At 60.4% G+C, this 21,933-nt stretch carries 19 protein-coding genes and 1 pseudogene; 9 read left to right on the top strand and 11 right to left on the bottom strand.

All coding sequences use genetic code 11. The features are described from left to right. Position 1 precedes the first annotated feature (1 nt). The 4 genes from Tel_04600 to Tel_04615 are packed head-to-tail and all read left to right on the top strand — an operon-like array spanning position 2 to position 2,336. Entirely contained in the window at positions 2-1,228 is a 1,227-nt protein-coding gene (locus Tel_04600) for an argininosuccinate synthase (protein ID ALP52484.1), read from the top strand. After that, positions 1,228-1,545, top strand: a complete 318-nt coding sequence (locus tag Tel_04605; protein ID ALP52485.1) for a hypothetical protein — start codon at positions 1,228-1,230, stop codon at positions 1,543-1,545. Before Tel_04600 ends, Tel_04605 begins: the two co-directional genes overlap by 1 nt. 33 nt (positions 1,546-1,578) lie before the next feature. Next, entirely contained in the window at positions 1,579-1,962 is a 384-nt protein-coding gene (locus Tel_04610; protein ID ALP52486.1) for a glyoxalase I, read from the top strand. Continuing rightward, a complete protein-coding gene (locus Tel_04615; GenBank protein ALP52487.1) occupies positions 1,962-2,336 on the top strand; it encodes a CoA-binding protein in 375 nt (124 codons plus the stop codon). Before Tel_04610 ends, Tel_04615 begins: the two co-directional genes overlap by 1 nt. Before the next feature lie 58 nt (positions 2,337-2,394). Here the strand turns inward: Tel_04615 and Tel_04620 are convergent, their stop codons facing one another. Continuing rightward, entirely contained in the window at positions 2,395-3,726 is a 1,332-nt protein-coding gene (locus Tel_04620; protein ALP52488.1) for a hypothetical protein, read from the bottom strand. A 295-nt stretch (positions 3,727-4,021) separates the two neighbouring features. Here Tel_04620 and Tel_04625 point away from each other — a divergent pair, with 295 nt between their 5' ends. The 4 genes from Tel_04625 (at position 4,022) to Tel_04640 (ending at position 10,756) form a co-directional block, all read left to right on the top strand. Further along, a complete protein-coding gene (locus Tel_04625; GenBank protein ID ALP52489.1) occupies positions 4,022-8,494 on the top strand; it encodes a hypothetical protein in 4,473 nt (1,490 codons plus the stop codon). Between the two features lie 63 nt (positions 8,495-8,557). Then, positions 8,558-9,616: a histidinol-phosphate aminotransferase gene (locus Tel_04630; protein ALP52490.1), complete on the top strand. Its 1,059-nt coding sequence runs from the start codon at positions 8,558-8,560 to the stop codon at positions 9,614-9,616. A gap of 169 nt (positions 9,617-9,785) precedes the next feature. After that, positions 9,786-10,310 carry a hypothetical protein gene (locus Tel_04635; GenBank protein ALP52491.1) on the top strand — a complete coding sequence of 175 codons (525 nt, stop codon included), beginning with the start codon at positions 9,786-9,788 and terminating at the stop codon, positions 10,308-10,310. Continuing rightward, positions 10,307-10,756, top strand: coding sequence for a hypothetical protein (locus Tel_04640; GenBank protein ALP52492.1), 450 nt, complete (start codon positions 10,307-10,309; stop codon positions 10,754-10,756). The genes Tel_04635 and Tel_04640 overlap by 4 nt, the downstream gene beginning before the upstream one ends. On the opposite strand, the gene Tel_04645 is transcribed toward Tel_04640, so the two are convergent. From Tel_04645 to Tel_04690, 10 genes and pseudogenes are all read right to left on the bottom strand, one after another. Continuing rightward, entirely contained in the window at positions 10,757-11,188 is a 432-nt protein-coding gene (locus tag Tel_04645) for a hypothetical protein (protein ALP52493.1), read from the bottom strand. Then, on the bottom strand, positions 11,188-11,823 hold the full coding sequence (locus tag Tel_04650; protein ID ALP52494.1) for an endonuclease III: 636 nt from the start codon (positions 11,821-11,823) through the stop codon (positions 11,188-11,190). The genes Tel_04645 and Tel_04650 overlap by 1 nt, the downstream gene beginning before the upstream one ends. Before the next feature lie 23 nt (positions 11,824-11,846). After that, positions 11,847-12,548: an electron transport complex RsxE subunit gene (locus Tel_04655; GenBank protein ID ALP52495.1), complete on the bottom strand. Its 702-nt coding sequence runs from the start codon at positions 12,546-12,548 to the stop codon at positions 11,847-11,849. After that, positions 12,541-13,194, bottom strand: coding sequence for a hypothetical protein (locus tag Tel_04660; protein ID ALP54736.1), 654 nt, complete (start codon positions 13,192-13,194; stop codon positions 12,541-12,543). Before Tel_04660 ends, Tel_04655 begins: the two co-directional genes overlap by 8 nt. A gap of 17 nt (positions 13,195-13,211) precedes the next feature. Continuing rightward, positions 13,212-14,246 (bottom strand): electron transporter RnfD, encoded by a 1,035-nt coding sequence (locus Tel_04665; GenBank protein ALP52496.1) that lies wholly within the window; start codon positions 14,244-14,246, stop codon positions 13,212-13,214. A 114-nt stretch (positions 14,247-14,360) separates the two neighbouring features. After that, positions 14,361-15,884: pseudogene (locus tag Tel_04670) on the bottom strand (electron transporter RnfC). Then, positions 15,881-16,447: an electron transporter RnfB gene (locus Tel_04675; GenBank protein ID ALP52497.1), complete on the bottom strand. Its 567-nt coding sequence runs from the start codon at positions 16,445-16,447 to the stop codon at positions 15,881-15,883. Before Tel_04675 ends, Tel_04670 begins: the two are co-directional and overlap by 4 nt. A 3-nt stretch (positions 16,448-16,450) precedes the next feature. Further along, positions 16,451-17,032: an electron transporter RsxA gene (locus tag Tel_04680; protein ID ALP52498.1), complete on the bottom strand. Its 582-nt coding sequence runs from the start codon at positions 17,030-17,032 to the stop codon at positions 16,451-16,453. Between the two features lie 164 nt (positions 17,033-17,196). Continuing rightward, on the bottom strand, positions 17,197-19,272 hold the full coding sequence (locus Tel_04685) for a methionine--tRNA ligase (GenBank protein ID ALP52499.1): 2,076 nt from the start codon (positions 19,270-19,272) through the stop codon (positions 17,197-17,199). A 173-nt stretch (positions 19,273-19,445) separates the two neighbouring features. Next, positions 19,446-20,456 carry a hypothetical protein gene (locus tag Tel_04690; GenBank protein ID ALP52500.1) on the bottom strand — a complete coding sequence of 337 codons (1,011 nt, stop codon included), beginning with the start codon at positions 20,454-20,456 and terminating at the stop codon, positions 19,446-19,448. Between the two features lie 356 nt (positions 20,457-20,812). Between Tel_04690 and Tel_04695 the strand changes: the two genes are divergently transcribed. Next, positions 20,813-21,904, top strand: a complete 1,092-nt coding sequence (locus Tel_04695; GenBank protein ID ALP52501.1) for an ATPase — start codon at positions 20,813-20,815, stop codon at positions 21,902-21,904. Positions 21,905-21,933: the final 29 nt, after the last annotated feature.

Below are 21,933 nucleotides of genomic sequence, written 5' to 3' on the forward strand. Positions count from 1 at the left end.
CATGTCCCAATCTGGTGTAAACAAAGTCGTGCTGGCCTATTCCGGCGGCCTGGATACCTCCATCATCGCGCGCTGGCTGCAGGATGAGTACCACTGCGAAGTGGTCACCTTCACCGCCGACATTGGCCAGGGCGAGGAGGTGGAACCGGCGCGCGCCAAGGCAAAGGCCATGGGCATCAAGCAGATCTACATCGAGGACCTGCGCGAGGAGTTCGCCCGCGACTATGTCTTCCCCATGTTTCGCGCCAACACCCTCTACGAGGGCGAGTACCTGCTCGGCACCTCCATCGCCCGGCCGCTGATCGCCAAGCGCCTGGTGGAGATCGCCAACCAGACCGGCGCCGACGCCATCTCCCACGGCGCCACCGGCAAGGGCAACGACCAGGTGCGCTTCGAGTTGGGTGCGTATGCGTTGAAGCCCGGCGTCAAGGTAATCGCCCCCTGGCGCGAATGGGATCTCAATTCGCGCGAAAAGCTGATGGCCTACGCCGAGGCCCACGACATCGACGTCGACTTCAAAAAGCAGGGCAAGAAATCGCCCTACTCCATGGATGCCAATCTGCTGCACATCTCCTACGAAGGCGGCATTCTGGAAGATCCCTGGGCCGAGCCGGAAGAGGATATGTGGCGTTGGAGCGTCTCACCCGAGGCCGCCCCGGACCAGCCCACCTATCTGGAGCTGACTTATGAAAAGGGCGATATCGTCGCCATCGACGGCCAGGCCATGAGTCCGGCCGAGGTGATGAGTTACCTCAACAAGGTCGGCGGTGACAACGGCATCGGCCGTCTCGATCTGGTGGAAAACCGCTACGTCGGCATGAAATCGCGCGGCTGTTACGAAACCCCGGCGGGGACCGTCATGCTCAAGGCCCACCGCGCCATCGAGTCCATCACCCTGGATCGTGAAGTAGCCCATTTGAAAGACGAACTCATGCCCAAATACGCCAGCTTGATCTATAACGGTTATTGGTGGTCACCCGAACGCAAGCTGCTGCAGCAGATGATCGACGCCTCGCAGGAACGGGTCAACGGCGTGGTGCGGCTCAAGCTCTACAAGGGCGGTGTCAGCGTGGTGGGGCGCAAGTCGGACGAAAGCCTGTTCGATGCCAACATCGCCACCTTCGAGGATGACGCCGGCGCCTACGATCAGAAGGACGCCGAAGGTTTCATCAAGCTTAACGCGCTGCGCCTGCGCATCGCCGCCGCCAAGGGCAGGAGCATGGGCTAATGGAATTCAAAAACTCCACTATCACCCATCGTGCCAATGTCTATCATGACGGCAAGGTCACCAGCCGTTCCGTCATCACCGCCGAGGGTGAGATGAAATCCCTGGGGGTCATGTTACCCGGCACCTATCGTTTTTCCACCCAGGCGCCTGAGACCATGCAGGTCACCCAGGGTCGTTGCCGCGTCAAGCTGGCCGATGAGCAGGCCTGGACCGAATACCAGGCTGGCGAGTCGTTCAGCGTGCCCGGCAATTCGCACTTTGAGGTCGAGGTCGACGAGCTGGTGGATTATATCTGCCATTACGAGGTCGGTATCTAAGGCCTCGAAACTCACCAAGCAAAGGAGTCTCCCATGCGAATGCTACACACCATGCTGCGCGTCGGTAATCTGGAAAAGTCCCTGGATTTCTACACCAATGTGTTGGGAATGAAACTGCTGCGGCAGAAGGAGTATCCCGAGGGAGAGTTCACCCTGGCCTTTGTCGGTTATGGTGAGGAGTCAGAGACGGCTGTGATCGAGCTGACCTACAACTGGGGTGTCGACAGCTATGACCTGGGCAATGGCTATGGTCATGTCGCCCTGGGGGTGGAGGATATCTACGCCATGTGTGACGAGATTAAGCAGCGTGGCGGCAAGGTGACGCGTGAGCCCGGCCCGATGAAACACGGCAGCACCGTGATCGCCTTCGTCGAAGATCCGGACGGTTACAAGATCGAGCTGATCCAGGGACGCTAGTGCCTGATATGCATCAGCGCGTGGCGGTGCTCGGCGCCAGCGCGCGCCGCGATAGTTATGCCAATATGGCGTTGCGGCGGCTGCACGACGGCGGCCACGAGGTGGTGCCCATCAATCCCAATGTGGACAGCATCGACGGGCTGGAGGTGTTAGACAGTCTCGATGAGGTGAGCGGTCGCGTGGATACGCTGACTATGTACGTCTCGGCGTCTATTTCTGCGTTCCTGATCGATGAGATCGTGCGTCTCAAGCCGGGCCGGGTGATCTTCAATCCGGGCAGCGAAAATGCTGAACTTGGCGCCGCCTTGCAGCGCGAAGGGATTGCCTTCGAGCATGCCTGTACCTTGGTGCTGTTGCGCAGCGGGCAATTCTGAGACACAAAAAAAGGGGTGGCCGAGGCCACCCCAAGGTGAGTTTTATTTCAATCTCGACTTAGTCGAACTTGAACATCTTGCCGTGCTTGCGGGTGATGGCCCAAGTGCCGTCACCGTCTTGCGCAGCCGAGTGTTGCACGTTCACGTACAATGTATGCCGGTCGAAGGGGCTGAAATAAACGCCTGTTCCCTCGGCACCGGGGTCGGTCAAAGAGGCGAACAACTCCACTTGTTCTGAGGCGCCGAACTCGTTGGTCTCCGTGCTGGCGAACCAGATGTCCGAAGGTACGTTATCTTCCTGCATGATCAAATCCCCGCTGGGTGATTCCGCCAGGTTGTCGACGCTGTCGAAGCCGGTCTGGAAGTTGGCGTCGCCGGGACGACCGATCTCCACCGGCACATTCACGCCGGGCTTGACGAAGTTGGTGACCGCCATGTTGTTCAGGTCGATGGCGATGACGCGGCCTTCGTACAACTCACCATCAAACTCCAGCTCGCCGCTGCCGATGTCCGTGACGGCGTCGCGCGGGCCTTCGGTAATGGCGACATAGAGTTTGTCAGCGATGATCTCGATGTCTTCTGGGCGCTGATAGCTCTGGCCACCGGCGGCGGTGCCGGCGGTGCGGGCGGTCATGGGATCGATGGGGCCGACCCATTCGCCCTGGCCCACACCGTCGGCGCCATTCACTTTGAGCACGTATAAGGCACCGGATGACAGATCGCCGTAGACATCGGGGACGAATTTGTAGATGCCGCCGCCGCAGGGCACCACGCCGTTGCAGCCCTGGCTGCGGCCGCGGTGTTCGTCAATGACGTAGACATTGCCTTCGCTATCGATATCGATGCCTTCATGGGCCAGGCGGCCCACGGCCGGGCGGTCGTGGACGGTGGCGGCGGTCATCAGGTTGGCATTCAGCTCGATTTCGAACAGACGGCCACCGCTGGTCTCTTCGGCGAACAGCAGGGTACCCCAGGGCGTCCAGCGGATGCCGTCCAGGGCGGTGTAGCTGACATCCTGTACCAGGATGCGGGTCTCGCCGGTCTCCAGATCGACCACAGAGACGGCGCCGCCTTCCGGCACACCGCGCACTTCGTGGGTGCGGTACATGAAACGGCCGGCCATGGGGCCGGTTTCGTTGACGGTGTTCATGTCGTGCCAGTCATCGCGGCCGCCGTCATAGATGTTCAGATCGGTTTCGTCCGAAACCACGAATTGCTTGTAGCCCTTGGGCAATTTAAAGGGGGCGCTCGGGTCCCAGTCGGCACTGGCGGCGGATTCGTTGATCGGTTTGAAATGGAACGGACCGCCAAGCCCCTTGTCCGCCATGGCGGCGCCGGCCATGGCCATGGCGACGGTGGCGACGCAAGCCTTCAGTTTGAAATGGTTCATAGGTGTGTCTCCAAGATTAGCGAAAGTTGTCATGAATAGGTTTACAGGCAAACCCGTCAGGCAGTATCCGGCGCTATTGTGACGCTACGATGAAGACTGAATGATGATTCTGTTGCAGCCTGGCTGCACCATCGCTCGGCGAAATATGTTTTTCATCAGTGGCTTGGAGAATAAACAGATGCATTTTGCGGGATTATTTTTTAAGCTTTGTACACGCGACTGCTATAAATTCTATTTAAGCGGCCGATTAAGCTCGTGGTGGCGGAACGAAATAACTATATAAATAGAGGTGTGTATGGGGTTGCAGGAAGCCAATACGCTGCTGCAGGCAATCAATCGATTTCAGGCCGGTTTTCTCGACGACGCCGACCCTGACGACATATTCGCGGGGTTGCTGAATGACGTATTGGCGCTGAGCGCCAGTGAGGCGGGGTTCGTCGGCGAAGTGGCGTCCACGCCCGACGGGCGGCCGCGCCTGGAGATGCGCGCCGTCGCCAATCTATCCTCTGGCGCGCCGCTTCCCGGCCGGATTGTGCAGGCCCAGCAAGCCCTTTGCGATCTGGATTCCCTCGATCCGTTGATCCAACAGGTGTTGACCAGCGCCGAGATCGTTAGCGCGACCCATCCGGATAGCGCATCCGGAAGCCTGGCCGGCGTGGGGGCACTGTCGTGCATGCCGGTGATGTCTGATAACACCATGGTCGGCATGATCGGGCTGGCCAAGGGGCGCGGCGTTTACGCCGCCGCCCTGGTGGATTACCTGCGGCCTTTGTTGGATAGCTGTGGCCGTATCATCACCCGGATGCGCGCTGAGCGGCGCCGCGATGACGCCCAGGCGCGCCTGGATGCCACCGTTGCCACGGCGGTCGATGCCATTGTAGTGATCGATGCCAAGGGGCTTATCCGTTCCTGCAATCCGGCCGTGGAGCGCATGTTCGGTTACCGGGCAGATGAATTGATCGGAAAAAACGTCAATCAGCTCATGCCCGAGCCTTACCGCAGCCGACATGATAGTCACTTGACGCGCTATTTAAGCGGCGGCACGGGCGCGATTATCGGCATCGGACGTGAAGTGGAAGGACAGCGCGCGGATGGTGATGTGTTCCCCATGCGCTTGGCCGTGAGTGAATTCACTCACGGCGATGAAACTTTGTTTACCGGGATCGCCAGTGATCTGTCCGCCTTCAAAGAGGTGGAGGGCGCGTCGCGACGTTTCCAGCTCACCCTGGATCAGGTCCATGACGGCGTCTTCATCTTCGATCCCGACAGCTTGCTGTTCACCTATGTCAACGCGGCGGCTACAGGCCAGGTCGGCTACTCGTGCGAAGAACTTTACGGCATGACGCTGTTGGACATCAATCCCTTCTTCACTGAGAATATTTTGCAGGAAGTCATGGCCCCGTTGCGTTACGGGGAGCGTCAGTCCCTGACCTTTTCCACTGTGCACAAGCGTGCCGATGGGGCGCACGTGCCGGTGGAGATACTGCTGCAATATGTGGTGCCGGAGTATGAGGCGCCGCGTTTTGTCGCGGTAGTGCGCGATATCTCCGACCGTGTTGAGGCCGAAAATGCCTTGCGCGAAAGCGACGAGCGCCTGCGCCTGAGTCAGTCATTCGCCAATGTCGGTACCTGGGACTGGAATATCAAAACCGGTGATCTGTTCTGGTCGGAGCGCATTGGACCGCTGTTCGGCTACGAGGAAGGTGAGCTGGAGACTACTTACGAGAATTTTCTCAGCGCCGTCCATCCGGATGACCGCCAGGCGGTGATCGATGCGGTCAATGCCTGCATCGATACCGGTGCAGAATACAGTATCGAGCACCGCTGTGTCTGGCCCAACGGCCAGGTGCATTGGATGCTGGAACGCGGCGATGTGATCCGTGACAAGAACGGCGAGCCGTTGCGCATGCTCGGCGTGGTGCAGGACATCACCCAGTTGAAACAGGTGCAGACGGATCTGCTCGCCGCCAAGGACGAAGCCGAGCGCGCCAACCGCGCCAAGTCGGATTTTCTTTCCAGCATGAGTCACGAGCTGCGCACACCGCTGAATGCCATTATGGGCTTCGCCCAGTTATTCAATTACGATATAAGCGCCAGCGAACAGCAGCGTCAGGTGGCGCGCGAGATCTACCAGGCCGGTAAACATCTGCGCATCCTGGTGGACGATATACTGGATTTGGCCAAGATCGAGGCGGGCCAATTCCAGGTGTCGTTGGAGCCGCTCGCCATCCCGCCGCTGGTAGAGGAATGCCGCAAATTGGTTCTGCCGCTAGCCGACAAGCATGGCGTGAGGCTTGATTTGCGCCCTGAGCACTGCCGGGACCTGGCGGTGTTGGCCGACCAGACACGGCTGAAACAGGTCATCCTGAATCTGTTATCCAACGCCATCAAATACAACTACCGAGAGGGGGCAGTCACGCTGTCCTGCAGTCGGCACGATGAGGATTATGTACGTATCAGCGTGCGCGATACCGGCGTGGGTATCGCGCCACAGGATATCAAACATCTGTTTAAACCGTTTAGCCGCTTGGTGAGCGATCAGAGCTATATCGAAGGGTCGGGTATCGGTTTAAGCATTACCAAGCAATTCGTCGAGCTGATGCAGGGTGACATCGGTGTCGAGAGCGAACCCGGCAAGGGCAGCACCTTCTGGGTGGATCTGGCGCTCGCCAGGCCGACCGAGCAGTCAGCCGGCGTGGCCGAAAACGCAGCCGGTGCCGCGCAGGTCGCTGCCTATGGCACCTGCAATGTGACCGGCGTACGCATCCTGGTGGTCGAAGACAATCCCACCAACCGCACGGTATTCCAACATCAGCTTCAGGCCCTGGGATACAGCCCGGAGATTGTCGGCAGTCCGCGTGAGGTGCCGGCCCGGCTCAAGAACTCGCCTTACGACCTGATCCTCACCGATATCCACATGCCCGAGATGGACGGTTACGAGCTGGTGCAGTACATCCGCGCACGGGAACAGGAAACATCTACCTATACACCGGTGATCGCCGTCACCGCCAACGCCCTGCCCGGGGAGAGGGATCGTTGCCTCAAGGCGGGCATGGATGACTATATCCCCAAACCCGTGGATATGGAGGTGTTGAGGCATACCCTGTGTTACTGGCTGGGGGGGCGCGAGCCGCCGCCGGCATCGGATCAGGACCTGGCATACGCCGCCACCGGCAATGCCGAGGGCAGTGTCAATCTGGCGCGTCTGGCGGCCCTGGTGGGAGGCGAACTCAGACAGCAGCGCGCCATCATCAACAATTTTGTCGAGACCCTGCCGGAGACCTTGGCCGCGATTCATGCCGCCTTTCACAAGCCGGACGCCGGGGCGCTTTATTTCTGGGCGCATCGTTTCAAATCGTCGGCCGCGGCGGTCGGCGCGGAATCGCTGGCGCAAATGTGTCAGACGCTGGAGGATTTTGCCGAGGAACAGGAGTGGGACGGCATTGCCTCTCTGGTCGGCGAACTTGACAGCCAAGTGCAGCGCGTCGTCAAGGATTTGAAGGCGGCATTGATGGATTTCGACCTACGGCGGGTGCCACAGACAGCGTATGCCGCAGACGCCCTGGACATCGGCCTGGCCCTGGTAGTGGATGACGACCCGGTCATCCTCTGCGCCCTGGAGGCGGCGCTGCGGGGTGTGGGCGTGGCCGAAGTGCTCACCGCCAAATCGGCTGCCGACGCGCTGCGGCTGATGGACAAGCACCAGCCGGACATCGAGGTGGTGTTGTGCGATCTGAATATGCCGGTCATGGACGGGGTGGAATATCTGCGCCATCTGGTGGCGCGCAATTACCGCGGCGCGATTGTCCTGCTCAGCGGCGAGGACAGCCGCATCCTGGCATCGGCGCGCAATCTGGCTGATGCCCACAGTTTTCAATTCGTTGCCGCCATCCCCAAACCGGTGGCGCAGGCGCGGCTGGCCGAGGTACTTTCCGGCATTCAACCGCGTCAGCAGCGCGCCGCTCGGCGTGCCCAAAGCGAGATTTCTTTGGACGAGCTGCAGGGCGCCATTACGCGCGACGAGTTCGTGGTCTATTACCAGCCCAAGATCGACGCCTTCAGTCGTCGCTTAGTGGGGGTGGAGTCGCTGGTGCGCTGGCAGCATCCGCAGAAGGGTTTCATCATGCCGGACCGTTTCATTCCCTTGGCCGAGGACAACGGTCTGATCGACGAGCTCACCGACCTGGTGCTGGACAAGGCCTTCGCCCAGTTAAAGCAGTGGCGTGCCCGCGGAATGGCTATGTCGGTATCCATCAACATCGCTGTCGGCACCATCGGCCGCCGTCTCGATTTTCCCGAGCGCGTGATGAGTTGTCTGGAGCGTTATGAATTGGCGCCGCAGGACGTGATCCTCGAGCTCACCGAGGGCGGGCTGATGAAGGATATCGCCGCCACTCTGGACGCCCTGGTGCGCTTACGCCTGAAAGGCATCACCCTGTCCATCGACGACTTCGGCACCGGTTATTCCAGCTTCAAGCAGCTGCAGGGTATTCCCTTTAGCGAACTCAAGATCGACAAGGAATTCGTCATGAATGCGAGTGGCGACGCTGCCAGTCGCGCCATCCTCGAGTCCAGCGTGTTGCTGGGGCAGAAGCTGGGCATGACCCTGGTGGCCGAGGGCGTGGAGAGCGAGACGGATTGGGCCTTGCTGCGCGAGCTGGGTTGCCACATGGTGCAGGGCTTTTACATCGCCCGTCCCATGCCGGGCGAGCAACTGGAAGCCTGGCACGCCGAATGGTCGGCCCAGCCCGGGCCGGGCGCGTCCTGACAGTCACCCGCCTGACAGTATATTATTGGCAGCTTGCCGGCGAGTGATGAAAGGGATAGTGACGTGAGTAAGTACTGGAGCGAATTGACCCGCGGTCTGGTGCCCTATGTGCCGGGCGAACAGCCCAGGGTGCAGGACCTGATCAAGCTCAACACCAACGAAAATCCGTATCCGCCGTCACCCGCCGTGGTGGCGGCCCTCGACGCCTTCGACAAGCAGCGCCTGCGCCTGTATCCCGATCCCAACAGCAATGTGCTCAAGCAGGCAGTGGCGGATTATCATGGCGTGACCCAGCGCCAGGTGTTCGTCGGCAACGGCTCGGACGAGGTGCTGGCGCTGGCCTTCATGGCGTTCTTTAAACAATCCCGCCCCATCTTGTTTCCGGATATCAGCTACAGCTTCTATCCGGTCTATTGCAGTCTGTTTCAGATTGAATATGCACGCCCGCCCCTGAATCCTGCCTTCGAAATCGTCTTGGATGACTATCCGGCGGACAACGGCGGCGTCATCTTCCCCAATCCCAACGCCCCCACCGGACGTGTGCTGGGGCTGGATGAGTTGCGCCGCTTTCTGCAACGCAATACCGAATCGGCCGTGATCGTCGACGAGGCCTATATCGATTTCGGCGGTGAGTCGGCCGTCGCCCTGGTGAATGAATCTCCCAATCTGTTGGTGGTGCAGACCCTTTCCAAGTCGCGCAGTCTGGCCGGCATGCGGGTCGGCTTTGCCGTCGGCAGTGCCGAGCTGATCGAGGGCCTGGAGCGGGTCAAGAATTCCTTTAATTCCTATCCTCTCGACATGCTGGCGGTGAGCGCCGCCGTCGCCGCCTTGCAGGATCGCGATTATTTCGAGCAGACGCGGCAGCGCATCATCGCCTCGCGTGACTGGTTGCAGGCCGAGCTGCAGCAACTCGGTTTTGAGGTGTTGCCATCGGCGGCCAACTTCATTTTTGCCCGCCACCCCCGGCAAGACGCCGCCCGGATGTTTGTCGCGCTGCGCCAGCGCAAGATCCTGGTCAGGCATTTCAACAGTCCCCGCATCGACCAGTTTCTGCGCATCACCATCGGAAGCCAGGAGCAGGTCGAGGCGCTGGTGACCGCCTTGCAGGATATCCTGGGCTGATCCGCGCCTCCTTCTGGCGGGAGAATGACTCCCCCTTTTTTTCAAAGTGGGGCGGGTCGGCGTAAATCCCAGTAGTCCCCCCAAAAAACACCGCCCCCCGCTGTTTTCTCGAGTTTTCTGCCGTAATGCCGATAGATTCGTTAGTCGAGTCCACAGCAGCAGGGGCAGGATGAGCGAACAACGCAGCCAGCTTTTTATCAAACAGCAGTTCCAGCAAAGCCTGATCGTCGAGGTCTTGCTGATCACCTTCATCCTGATCAACCTGATTGTGATCGCCGGCTATTTTCTGATCGACTCCATCAGTGACGTCCAGCAGCTGAAACGCTATCTCGGGGTGACCGTGGCGGCGTTAGAGGTCGTCGGGTTCGTTGTGGTCTATCGCTTTAACCTGAAATCCAGTCACCGCATTGCCGGGCCGGTGTTCGTCATCGAGCGCAGTCTCAAAAGCATCGAAGCCGGTGATCTGAGCTTTACCATGCGGCTGCGCCAGGGCGATCAGTTCCATGAAGTAAAAGAGCAGATGAACGCGACCGTGGGCGAACTCAGGCAACGCCTCGCCAAGGCCCAGCAGTTGGCGCGCAAACTGCAAGATCAGTCATCGCCGGACGAGGCGCTTGTCGATGCGTTGCTGCGGGAGCTGGATTATTTCAACACGCAGGCGCCACCGCCCCCAGACACGACGTTACAGCGATGAGGCCTAAAACCGAGTTTGGCTTCACCCTGCTGGAAGTGCTCATGGCCCTGGCCATTATTAGCATCCTCGCTGTAGTCGCCATCCCTTACTATCAAGATTACCGCACGCGGGTAAAAGTGGCGGGTGAGTTCGGTCTCGTCGAGCCGGTGAAGCAGCGCGTGACGGAAGAATATTTCTTGACCGGCGATTGGCCCGTCGACAATGAGAGCGCCATGGTCGGTCCGTTCGACCGTTACAAGGGCAACTACCTGAAAGCGATAATAGTCGAGAACAAACCTCAGCCGGGCGCGGTTAAGCTGATCTACGACAGCAGTAAACTGCCCGCCTTGGGCGACAACAATACGATAGTGTTTTATCCACGGACGGAGAATGGCGGTGGTTCAGTGTCGTGGAAGTGCGACGAAGGCAATATGGTTGACGACTACCGCCCGCGCCAGTGTCGCTGATCACTCAGTGACAAGTTGTTTGAGCGCTGTTAGATAGAGCGAATCGTCCGGAGCCTTTCCTTGGCGCTGGGCTTGCCACATCATCTCCGCCAGACATTCCATCATTTGATGCTCCGCCTCATGGGCGTCGCCGTGCCGTGCGCAGAGCTGCTGATAGATGGCGCGTATGCCCGCCGGGCGGTTGGCGTTCAGTTGTTCATGGATGGCGATGTGCATGCCCATGTGCATGAAAGGATTGCTCTCGCCCGATTCGGGCAGATATTCCTTGCCGAGGGCCTTGTCGGGATCGGAAAGGGTGGTCTGATATTCCGGGTGCAGCTGGATGGTATCGGCCACCATCTTCTCCAAGGGTTCCAGCGCTACGTCATTCTGGGCCTTGTGCCAGACATCGACGAAGTACTGGCGTAGTTGATTTCTGTCGTTGCCAAACATCAGTCATACACCTTGTCTTTGTATTCGCACAGATCCTCGATTATACATGCTCCGCATTTGGGGCGGCGCGCCACGCAGACGTAGCGACCGTGCAAGATAAGCCAGTGGTGGGCGTCGTGTTTGAATTCATCGGGAATGAATTTTTCCAGTTTGCGTTCCACCTCCACCACGTTCTTGCCCGGCGCGATTTTGGTGCGGTTGGCAACCCGGAAGATGTGGGTGTCCACCGCGATGGTGGGGTGACCGAAGGCGGTATTCAAAATCACATTGGCGGTCTTGCGCCCTACGCCCGGCAGGGCCTCCAAGGCGGCACGTTCCTGCGGCACCTTGCTGTGATGCTGCGCGGCGAGGGCTCTGCAGGTCTTGATGATGTTGGCCGCCTTGCTGTTGAACAGGCCGATGGTCTTGATGTGGTGTTTTAATCCCGTTTCGCCGAGGGCCAGGATTTGTTCCGGTGTGTTGGCGACGGCAAACAGCTTGGCGGTGGCCTTGTTCACGCCCTTGTCCGTGGCCTGGGCCGAGAGAATGACGGCGATCAGCAGCTCGAACGGGGTGGCGTAGTTCAGTTCGGTGGTGGGGGCGGGGTTTTCGGCGCGCAGGCGGGTGAAAATCTCGATGCGTTTCTGTTTATTCATCGCGATTTGACTGCGCAGCCTACTTACCCCACCGCCTCATCCACTGCCTCGGCAGGCGCCTCGGTAATGGCAGGCTTGCTACGTTTGAGCCGGGTGCGTTCATCGATGACGTTCTTCAAGGCGATCAACAGCCCCAGGCCGATGAAGGCGCCGGGCGGTAGGATGGCGAGCAGGAAGCCGCGGTAGTCTTCAATGAGAGTCAGGGTGAGTATCTTGCCGACCTCGCCGAACATCAGGTGGGCTTGGGTCATTAAGGTGCCGTGCCCCAGAATTTCGCGCATGGCGCCGAGTACGATGAGCACGGCGGCGAACCCCACGCCCATCATCAGACCGTCGAGTGCGGACTTGGCGGGGGTGTTCTTGGAGGCGAAGGCCTCGGCGCGGCCGAGAATGGCGCAGTTGGTGACGATCAGCGGCACGAAGATACCGAGGATTTTATAGAGTTCGTGAAAGTAGGCGTTCATGGCCAGCTCGATGGCGGTCACCACCGAGGCGATGATCATCACGAACACCGGAATACGCACCTCTTGTTTTACCTGGTTGCGAATCAGGGATACGATCAAGCTCGACAGCACCAGGGTCAGCGTGGTGGCGATGCCCAGTCCGATGCCGTTGATGGTGGTGGAGGTCACCGCCAGCAGCGGGCACAGGCCGAGGATTTGCACCAGTGCGACGTTATTGGACCAGAGTCCTTCGCGGTTGATGTCGCTGTAGCTTTTATCCATGGGTTTCTCCTGATTTTGCGGGGGCGGGGACTTCTCTGACAGATTCGGCGGGTGCGAATAAGGCCTCGCGATTCAGATAATAGAATATCAGTGCCTTGTGCACCGCATCGACCACGGCGCGCGGGGTGATGGTGGCGCCGGTGAACTGGTCGAAGATACCGCCGTCCTTTTTCACACGCCAGCCTTGCGGGTCGGGCGCAAACAGCGAATGGCCATAGAAGTTGGTGATCCAGTCCGATTTTTCGCTCTCGATGGCATCCCCCAGGCCGGGGGTCTCCTGGTGCGACAGCACGCGCACGCCGCCGATCTGACCGGCCAGGTCCACCGCCACCAGCAGTTTAATGTCGCCATTGTAGCCGTCCGGTGCGGTGGTGGTGATGATGGCCGCCACCGGCTTGCCGTCTTTGCGGGCGCGATAAATGGTCTGGGCCTTTGCACTGCCGAGCAGCTCTTTTGAATGGACCTTGAGCGTGTCGGTATAGATGTCGTTGTTATAGGCCTTGGCGGGCACCATCTCGTTCAGGGTGCGCAGCAGGAACTGACGTTCGTTCTCGGCGATGCGCGCCTTGGTGTTTTCATAGGTCATGCCCACCAGGCCGGCGCCGAGCAGGGCGAAGACGCCCAGGATCACTGCGGCGGTGACCATGTTCCGGCCCAGTGCCATTACTCGCCCCTGTGGCCGAAGACGCGCGGCCGGGTGTAGTAGTCCAGGGTCGGGGCGCCCATGTTCATCAGCAGTACGGCGAACGCCACCGCATCGGGGTAGCCACCCCAATTGCGGATGATGTAGGTCAGCAGGCCGACGCCGATGCCGAAATAGAGCCGCCCCTTGGGGGTGGTGGCGCCGCTGACCGGGTCGGTGGCGATAAAGAAGGCCCCTAGAATGGCGCCGCCGCTGAACAGGTGGAACAGGGGCGAGGCGTATTCATCCGGATTAACGATATGAAACAGGAAGGCGACCACGCCCAAGGTACCCAGCATGCCGACCGGTACATGCCAGCTGATGATTTTCTTGCGTATCAGCCACAGCCCGCCGGCGAGGAAGGCGAGGTTGATCCACTCCCAGCCGGTGCCGCCGAGCATGCCGTAGATGGGGCGGGCGGTGATCTGTTCCATGGCCTTGTCCAGGCCCAACTGGGTCTTGAGATCATCCAGCGGTGTGGCCATGGTGAGGGCGTCGAAAGTGATGCCGACGGGCAGGTTGCCGCCGAAGACGTAGGCCAGCGACTGGCCCAGGCCCAGATCCACTTCGCGCAGGGACAAGGGCGCCGGCCAGGCGGTCATCTCGCGCGGAAAGGAAATCAACAGCATGACATAGCCGACCATGGCCGGGTTGAAGGGGTTGAAGCCCAGGCCGCCGTAAAGGTGCTTGGCGAAGACGATGGCGAAGGCGGTGCCGATGAAGACCACCCACCACGGCGCCAGCGGCGGCAGGGCCAGGCCCAAGAGCACGGCGGTGACCAGGGCGCTGCCGTCGCTGAGATACATGCCCGCCGGCCGGCCGCGCAGGCGCAACATGGCGGCTTCGGTAAGCAGGGCGGTAGCGGCGGCCAACACAATGTTGATGATCACGCCCCACCCGAACAGCCAGAAATAGGCGATGATGCCGGGGATCAGGGCATACACCACCCGCAGCATGACGCCGGTGACCGTGGTCGGGCCGTGAAAATGGGGCGAGCTGGGTGTTCTCAACATCATGGCGGCGCGGGCTTATCCTTGTTGTTTTTCGTCGGCGCTGCGGCGCGCGTCTGCGTCTTCCACCTGCTTTTGCTGTGCCGGGGTCAGGTTGTCGGTATTCTTGGCCGGCACTGCCTGCACCGCTTTCTTGGCCTTGGCCCGCTCCAGCGCCGCCTGGATCTCGGCCTGTTTGTCGCCTTTGCCGCCGTCCTCCGCCGGTTTTTTCACGGCGGCCTTCTTCTTGGCCAGGCGCGCCGCTTTCTCGGCCTTTTCCCGTTCCAGACGGGCAAGGCGGAATTCATGTCGTTGACGCGCGATGTCGGCCTTTTCCTTGTCGCGCTCCTGGGCCCAGATCTCGGTCTTGGCGTAACGGAAATAATGCACCAGGGGGATGTTGCTGGGGCAGACATAGGCGCAGCAGCCGCATTCGATGCAGTCGAACAGACTGTACTCCTGAGCACGGTCGAACTCCTGCGAACGGGCATACCACTGCAGCTGCTGCGGCAGGAGGTCGACGGGGCAGGCGTCGGCGCAGGCGCCGCAGCGGATGCAGGGTAGCACTTCGGCGGGGGGGGTGACGTTTTCTTTCACCGCGGCCAGTACGCAATTCGTGGTCTTGATCACCGGCACCGAGGTGTCCGGCATGGCAAAGCCCATCATGGGGCCGCCCATGACCACTCGGTCCACGTCCGGACTGAGGCCGCCGCACTGGTCCAGCAGTGCCTGCATGGGGGTGCCGAACAGCACCTCCAGGTTGGCAGGTTCGGCGACGCCGTCGCCGGTCACCGTGACGATGCGCGAGATCAGCGGCTGGCCCAGATCGATGGCGCGATGCACCGCGGCGGCGGTCGCCACGTTATGCACCACCACCCCGATTTGGTAGGGCAGGCCGTTGCTGGGGCATTCCTTACCGGTGATCACCTGAATGAGCTGTTTCTCGCTGCCCGCGGGATACAGTGTGGGCACCTGCAGCACCTCGATGTCTTCGTCTGCACAGGCCTGTTGCAGGGCGGCATAGGCCTCGGGTTTGTTATCCTCGACGGCGATGACCACCTGTTTGGCCTGCACCGCGTGACGCATGATCTTGGCGCCGGCGATGATCTCCGCCGGGCGTTCGCGCATCAGCATGTCGTCGCAGGTGATGTAGGGTTCGCACTCCACGCCGTTGAGGATCAGGGTGTCGATTTGGGCACCCGCCGGGTTGAGCTTGATGTAGGACGGGAAACCGGCGCCGCCCAGACCGACGATGCCGGCACCGCGAATCAGGTTGCGCAGGTGGCTGGCGTCCATCTCGGTGTAGGGTTTGTCGTCCGGGACGACATCGGCCCAGCGCTCCTCGCCGTCGGTTTCGATGACGATGCATTCGGCGCTCAGGCCGGACGGATGGGGTATGGGCCGCTCTTCGATGGCCACGACTTTGCCGGAGCTGGGCGCATGCAGTGCGGCGCTGACATAGCCCTGGGCGCGGGCGATCTTCTGGCCTTTCAGCACGTGATCGCCGATCTGGACGATGGGCGCGGAGGACTCGCCGATATGCTGATGCACGGGCAGCACCAAGTGTTCCGGCAGCTGCGCCGCGCGGATCGGCCGGCCGTTGGACATCTGCTTGCGCTGGGGCGGATGGACGCCGCCCTTGAAACGGAACAGGCGGCGCATCATGACTTGGCCTCTTGCGGCGTATCCGGCGTCGGTTCTTCCGGATAGGGCCATTTCCAGTGAAAAATATCCTCCTTCACCGGCACCATGTCGATACAGTCCACCGGGCAGGGCTCGACGCACAGTTCACAGCCGGTGCACTCGGGCTCGATGACGGTGTGCATCTGCTTGGCCGCGCCTAGGATGGCGTCCACCGGACAGGCCTGGATGCACAGGGTGCAGCCGATGCAGATGTTCTCGTCGATGATGGCCACCATCTTCTCCTTTTCCTCGCCCACCTCTTCATCCAGCGGGATAGGCTCGCGCCCCAGCAGGTCGGCCAGGGCGACAATGGTGGTCTCGCCGCCGGGCGGGCAGCGGTTGATGTCGGCCTCGCCGGCGGCGATGGCGGTGGCATAGGGGCGGCAGCCGGGGTAGCCGCACTGACCGCACTGGGTCTGCGGCAGGATGGCATCGATCTGGTCCACCAGCGGGTCACCCTCGACCTTGAAGCGCACGGCGGCGAAGCCGAGTAGCAGGCCGAAGACGATCGCGAGGGCGGTGAGGGCGAGTACTGCGGACAGCATGATTTAACCTTTAACCAATCCGGAAAAACCCATGAAGGCCAGGGACATGAGACCGGCGGTGACCAGGGCGATGGCCGGGCCGCGAAAGACCACCGGCACGTCGGCCGCGGCGATGCGTTCACGCATGGCCGCAAACAGGATGAGCACCATGGAGAAGCCGGCCGCGGCGCCGAAGCCGTAGACCGCGGACTGTAGAAAGCCGTGCTCTTTTTGCACATTGAGCAGGGCCACGCCGAGCACCGCGCAATTGGTGGTGATCAGCGGCAGGAAGATGCCCAGCACCTTGTACAGCAGGGGGCTGGTCTTGTGCACCACCATTTCGGTGAACTGCACCACTACCGCGATCACCAGGATGAAGGTGATGGTGCGCAGGTATTCCAGGCCCAGCGGGGCGAGCAAGTATTGATTGGCGAGATAGCTGCAGACCGAGGACAGGGTGAGCACGAAGGTGGTGGCCAAGGCCATGCCGGTGGCTGTCTCCAGCTTTTTCGAGACGCCCATAAACGGACACAGGCCAAGAAACTTGACCAGGACAAAATTGTTTACCAGCACGGTGCTGACAAGTATCAGGGCGTATTCGGTCATATCCGTTTGTCGTTAAGAGCTTGGGCCGGGGCCGGCGCCGATTCGATGCGGCTGGCGCAGGCCCCAGCGGTTATAACTAGCGTATATTAGGTGCCCTTTATTCAAAATACAACACTTAAATCATATACGATATAAGTTTTTGATATATTGGTCGGGCCTTAAATCTATTTCACCTTCATGCCCGGCTGGGCGCCCTCATGGGGTTCCAGAATCCACAATTCCCTGCCGCCGGGGCCGGCCGCCAGCACCATGCCCTCAGAGACGCCGAAACGCATTTTGCGTGGCGCCAGGTTGGCCACCATGACGGTCAGTTTGCCCGCCAGCTGTTCCGGGCTGTAGGCGGATTTGATGCCGGCGAAGACGTTGCGGGTGTTTTCCTCGCCGATGTCCAAGGTCAACTGCAGCAGCTTGTCGGCACCCTCGACGTGTTCGGCCTTGACGATGCGGGCGATGCGCAGGTCGACCTTGGCGAAGTCGTCGTATTCGATGGTGTCACTCATGGCTTCGGTCATCTTCTCTTCCTGCTGCTGTTGCGCCTCGCCGTGGCGGGCGGGGGAGTGTGCGGCCTTTTTCAGGCTCTCCGTACTTTCGGCCAACATGGCCTCGATCTGTTGCGGGTCGATGCGGGTGGCGAGATGCTGATAGGGCTCGATGGCATGGTCCAGCAATAAGGTTTGACTGTCGCCCCAGCGCAGCGGTTCGATCTTGAGAAAGGCTTCCACCTGTTCGGCCAGCTGCGGCAACACCGGTTTCAGGTAGATGGTCAGCAGGCGGAAGGCATTGACGGTGGCGGTGCAGATGCGCTGCAGCGTGTCGTTCTGCCCGTCTTCTTTGGCCAGCACCCAGGGTTTGGTTTCGTCCACGTATTCATTGGCGATGTCGGCCAGGGCCATGATCTCGCGCATGGCTTCGCTGAACTGGCGCTTTTCGTAGCGTGCGGCGATGGCAGCCTGCTTGCTCTGAATAGACTCCAGCAATTGACGGCCGGCGTCGTCCAGTTCTGCGCTGAGCCGGTTGTCGAAACGCTTCTTGATGAAACCGGCCGAGCGTGCGGCGATGTTGACGTACTTGCCCACCAGGTTGCTATTGACGCGGCTGACGAAGTCCTCCAGGTTGAGGTCGATGTCTTCCACCCGGTCGCTGAGCTTGGCGGCGAAGTAGTAGCGCAGGTATTCCGGCTTGAGATGATTCAGATAGCTGCTTGCCATGATGAAGGTGCCGCGCGACTTGGACATTTTCTGGCCGTTGACGGTCAGAAAGCCATGCACGCAGATGCGCGTCGGGGTGCGGTAGTCGGCGAACTTCAGGGTCGCCGGCCAGAACAGGGCGTGGAAGTAGAGGATGTCCTTGCCGATGAAGTGATACACCTCGGCGTCGGAATCGGGTTTCCAATAGGCGTCGAAATCGATGCCTTTCCTGTCGCACAGATTCTTGAAGCTGGCCATGTAGCCGATGGGCGCGTCGAGCCAGACATAAAAATATTTGCCCGGCGCGTCCGGGATCTCGAAGCCGAAATAGGGGGCATCGCGGGAGATGTCCCAGTCCTTCAGGCCGGCCTCGAACCACTCGCTGAGCTTGTTGGCCGATTCGGCCTGCAGCGGCGCTTGGTCGGGATTTTCCATCAGCCACTGCTTGAGAAAAGCTTCACACTCGCCCAGTTTGAAGAAGTGGTGTTCCGATTCCTTGAGTACCGGCTTGGCACCGGACAGGGCCGAGTAGGGATCGATGAGATCGGTCGGCGCGTAGGTGGCGCCGCACACTTCGCAGGAATCGCCGTACTGATCCTCGGCCCCGCATTTGGGGCACTTGCCCTTGATGAAACGGTCCGGCAGGAACATTTCTTTTTGCGGGTCGTAGAGCTGTTCGATGGTGCGGATCTCGATCAGGCCCTTGGCCTTGAGGCGGCGGTAGATCGCCTGCGCCAGCTCGCGGTTTTCCTCCGAGTTGGTGGAGTAGTAGTTGTCGAAGGCGATGTGGAAAGCGCTGAAGTCAGCCAGGTGTTCGCCATGCACGCGTTCGATCAGCGCCTCGGGGGTGATGCCCTCCTGTTGGGCGCGCAGCATGATGGGGGTGCCGTGGGTATCGTCGGCGCAGACATAATGGCATTCATTGCCCGACATGCGTTGGAAACGGGCCCAGATATCGGTCTGGATGTATTCGACCAAGTGGCCTAGATGAATGGAACCGTTGGCATAGGGCAGGGCGCTGGTGACGAGGATTTTTCTGGGGCTTGCTGACATCGCGCGTGTTTGATCCGTTGCTGAAAACAAAGCCCGGGATTATAACCTAAATGTCATATCCGGCGTGTTGTCGCGAGCTGTTCCGGGCGCTGAGGGCGCGAAACAAAAACGGGAAGCCTGGGCTTCCCGTTTTAAGTCGCTGGCGTCCGACAAACGCCTTGGCCGGGGGATGCTTACGGAAAACTGGGTTCCGTACCGAAGGTCGGTTCGTGCCAGTCAAACGGCGTCGCCGGGGTAGCGACCACGCCCGTGGAGAGCTCTGAGGCCGTGGCGCCGGTATCATGATTGGTGACGTTCTGGTAACGGATGGCGGCGGTATCGCCGTTGAACAGGTCGGATTGCACCAGCCAGTTGGTGGAGACCGTCTGCATCTGCGCCCAAGAGACCGTGTCGCCGCCCAGGGTCATGTCGCCCGCGGGGGTCAGCGGTGCGCTGGCAAAGAAGCCGTTGTTGGGGAATGAAATTAGGGCATTACCCATGACGCCGCTGCTCTGGCGATGTTCGAAGCCCTGAGCGGCGTTGGGATCGATAGCCGCCGTGCCGTCGGGATTCAGGAGCACTTCCTGGGAGATGCTCATGCTGTAGCCGATGACATTGTTGGTATCCGGGACCAGAAAGATGGGGGTTGAGGGCATCTCGGTGTAATTGGTGAACTGGAAGGTGGACTTCAGATCATCGCGATCGAAGGACTGGGTCAGGCGTACCGTCCACATCTCCTCGGCGGGGGTTGCGACCTGAATGTCATTGGGGTCGCGCATGCCCGGATCACGAAAACGCATCATGGCGCGTTGAATTTCAGCTTGATCGGTGAAGCCTTCGGCCGCGTCGCGGATGACATGCTTGGCGGCCACGCCCTGCGAGATGCCCTCGTCTAAGATAGCGAAGGGTACAAAGGACTCGGAGACGAAGGCCTGGTCGCCGGCGCCGCCGTCGGCGCCTGGGTCGGTCACGATCACGCGGATGTATTCATAGTCATCGACGATGACCTTTTCCTGGATGAAGCCGTCGTCCTCCGACAGAACCTCACAGGCCACGTCCACGCCGCCGCAGGACAGGCTGGTATCAATGGTCCCCGACGACGCCGTCCAGCCGTCGAAATTGACGGGCGGGGCCGCCGATACCATGCCGGAAACCAGAAGTGTGGAAATACCCGCGAAACCGATTTTTCTAAAATTAAGTATCATTTTTCTTCTCCTGCCGCCCCTGACAACTGCAAACAGTGGATCTGCGCTGAGCTAAAGAATATCGAGAAACCGCCGCTAGTGTCCACGCTTTTTTGGCTGTTGAAATATAATAAGTATGGTTTTCAATAAAATCTGTGGCAAGGGGGGTGGTCCGGAGTGACCCCGTTTCCCCGGCTTGCACCGCAGGCAAGGTGTAACCTATTGTGCTCACAGCGGATTTTCCCGGCGCCGCGGGTTGCCGCAGACGCCTCGGCGCCGCCGAGTGAATTCCTGACTAAATTAGTCAGGCAAAACTATGCTAAATTAACGACCGGATAAATTTTGCAGTACACGCACTTACCAGGGAGAAATTGGGCATGGCTGATTTAACCAAACCCGTCATCGAGACCGCGTTGGCGGAGATAGTCGATCCTTATATGGGGGCCGATCTGCTGACCTCGAAAGCGATTAAGGCCGTTGAAGTGGAAGGTGGTCAGGTCACGGTGAGGATTCGCCTGGGTTACCCGGCCGAGGGGTATACGGCGACTCTAAGGCAAAAAGTGCTGGATCGCCTGGCGCAGCTCGACAGCACGGCCAGCGTCAATGTGGAGGTCGACTGGGAAGTGACCGCCCATGCCGTCCAGCCCGGCGTCAAAGTGCTGCAGAATATCAAAAATATCGTTGCCGTCGCCTCCGGCAAGGGCGGCGTGGGCAAGTCCACCACCACGGCCAATCTGGCCCTGGCCCTGGCCCGGGAGGGCGCCCGCGTCGGTGTGCTGGACGCGGATATCTACGGTCCCAGCCAGCCGCGCATGCTCGGCATCGAGGCGCGCCCCGAATCCACCGACGGCAAGAGCATGGAGCCGCTGGAGGCCTATGGCGTGCAGGCCATGTCCATCGGTTTCCTGATCGACGAAGAGACCCCCATGGTGTGGCGCGGCCCCATGGTCACCCAGGCGCTGGAACAGCTGCTGCGGGAGACCAACTGGCATGACCTGGATTACCTGATCGTCGACATGCCGCCCGGCACCGGCGACGTGCAGCTCACCCTGTCACAGAAGATTCCCGTCAGCGGTGCGGTGATCGTCACCACGCCTCAGGACATCGCGCTGTTGGACGCGCGCAAGGGGCTCAAGATGTTCGAGAAGGTCAACGTGAGAGTGCTCGGCATCGTCGAGAACATGAGCACCCACATCTGCAGCCAGTGCGGTCACGAAGAACACATCTTCGGCGCCGGCGGCGGCGAGCGCATGGCGCAGGATTACGGCGTCGATCTGCTCGGTTCCCTGCCGCTGGACCTCAGCATCCGCGAGAACGCCGACGGCGGCAAACCCAGCGTGGTGGCCGACCCCGACGGTACCATCGCGCAAATCTACGGCGAGATCGCGCGCAAGGTGGCCGCCAAGCTGGCGCTGCAGGCCAGGGACTTCAGCAGCAAGTTTCCCAATATTGTGATTCAGAATACCTAGTTGCTATGGTGCGCGGCGCGCACCCTACG

It is taken from the genome of Candidatus Tenderia electrophaga (assembly GCA_001447805.1).
Taxonomy (GTDB): Bacteria; Pseudomonadota; Gammaproteobacteria; order Tenderiales; family Tenderiaceae; genus Tenderia; species Tenderia electrophaga.

Bases quoted from the DNA above. Each gene is read 5' to 3' on its own strand.
- Tel_04600 (ALP52484.1), top strand. From the start codon at position 2: ATGTCCCAATCTGGTGTAAACAAAGTCGTGCTGGCCTATTCCGGCGGC.
- Tel_04605 (ALP52485.1), top strand. From the start codon at position 1,228: ATGGAATTCAAAAACTCCACTATCACCCATCGTGCCAATGTCTATCAT.
- Tel_04610 (ALP52486.1), top strand. From the start codon at position 1,579: ATGCGAATGCTACACACCATGCTGCGCGTCGGTAATCTGGAAAAGTCC.
- Tel_04620 (ALP52488.1), bottom strand. From the start codon at position 3,726: ATGAACCATTTCAAACTGAAGGCTTGCGTCGCCACCGTCGCCATGGCC.
- Tel_04625 (ALP52489.1), top strand. From the start codon at position 4,022: ATGGGGTTGCAGGAAGCCAATACGCTGCTGCAGGCAATCAATCGATTT.
- Tel_04635 (ALP52491.1), top strand. From the start codon at position 9,786: ATGAGCGAACAACGCAGCCAGCTTTTTATCAAACAGCAGTTCCAGCAA.
- Tel_04640 (ALP52492.1), top strand. From the start codon at position 10,307: ATGAGGCCTAAAACCGAGTTTGGCTTCACCCTGCTGGAAGTGCTCATG.
- Tel_04645 (ALP52493.1), bottom strand. From the start codon at position 11,188: ATGTTTGGCAACGACAGAAATCAACTACGCCAGTACTTCGTCGATGTC.
- Tel_04650 (ALP52494.1), bottom strand. From the start codon at position 11,823: ATGAATAAACAGAAACGCATCGAGATTTTCACCCGCCTGCGCGCCGAA.
- Tel_04655 (ALP52495.1), bottom strand. From the start codon at position 12,548: ATGGATAAAAGCTACAGCGACATCAACCGCGAAGGACTCTGGTCCAAT.
- Tel_04660 (ALP54736.1), bottom strand. From the start codon at position 13,194: ATGGTCACCGCCGCAGTGATCCTGGGCGTCTTCGCCCTGCTCGGCGCC.
- Tel_04665 (ALP52496.1), bottom strand. From the start codon at position 14,246: ATGATGTTGAGAACACCCAGCTCGCCCCATTTTCACGGCCCGACCACG.
- Tel_04675 (ALP52497.1), bottom strand. From the start codon at position 16,447: ATGCTGTCCGCAGTACTCGCCCTCACCGCCCTCGCGATCGTCTTCGGC.
- Tel_04680 (ALP52498.1), bottom strand. From the start codon at position 17,032: ATGACCGAATACGCCCTGATACTTGTCAGCACCGTGCTGGTAAACAAT.
- Tel_04685 (ALP52499.1), bottom strand. From the start codon at position 19,272: ATGTCAGCAAGCCCCAGAAAAATCCTCGTCACCAGCGCCCTGCCCTAT.
- Tel_04690 (ALP52500.1), bottom strand. From the start codon at position 20,456: ATGATACTTAATTTTAGAAAAATCGGTTTCGCGGGTATTTCCACACTT.
- Tel_04695 (ALP52501.1), top strand. From the start codon at position 20,813: ATGGCTGATTTAACCAAACCCGTCATCGAGACCGCGTTGGCGGAGATA.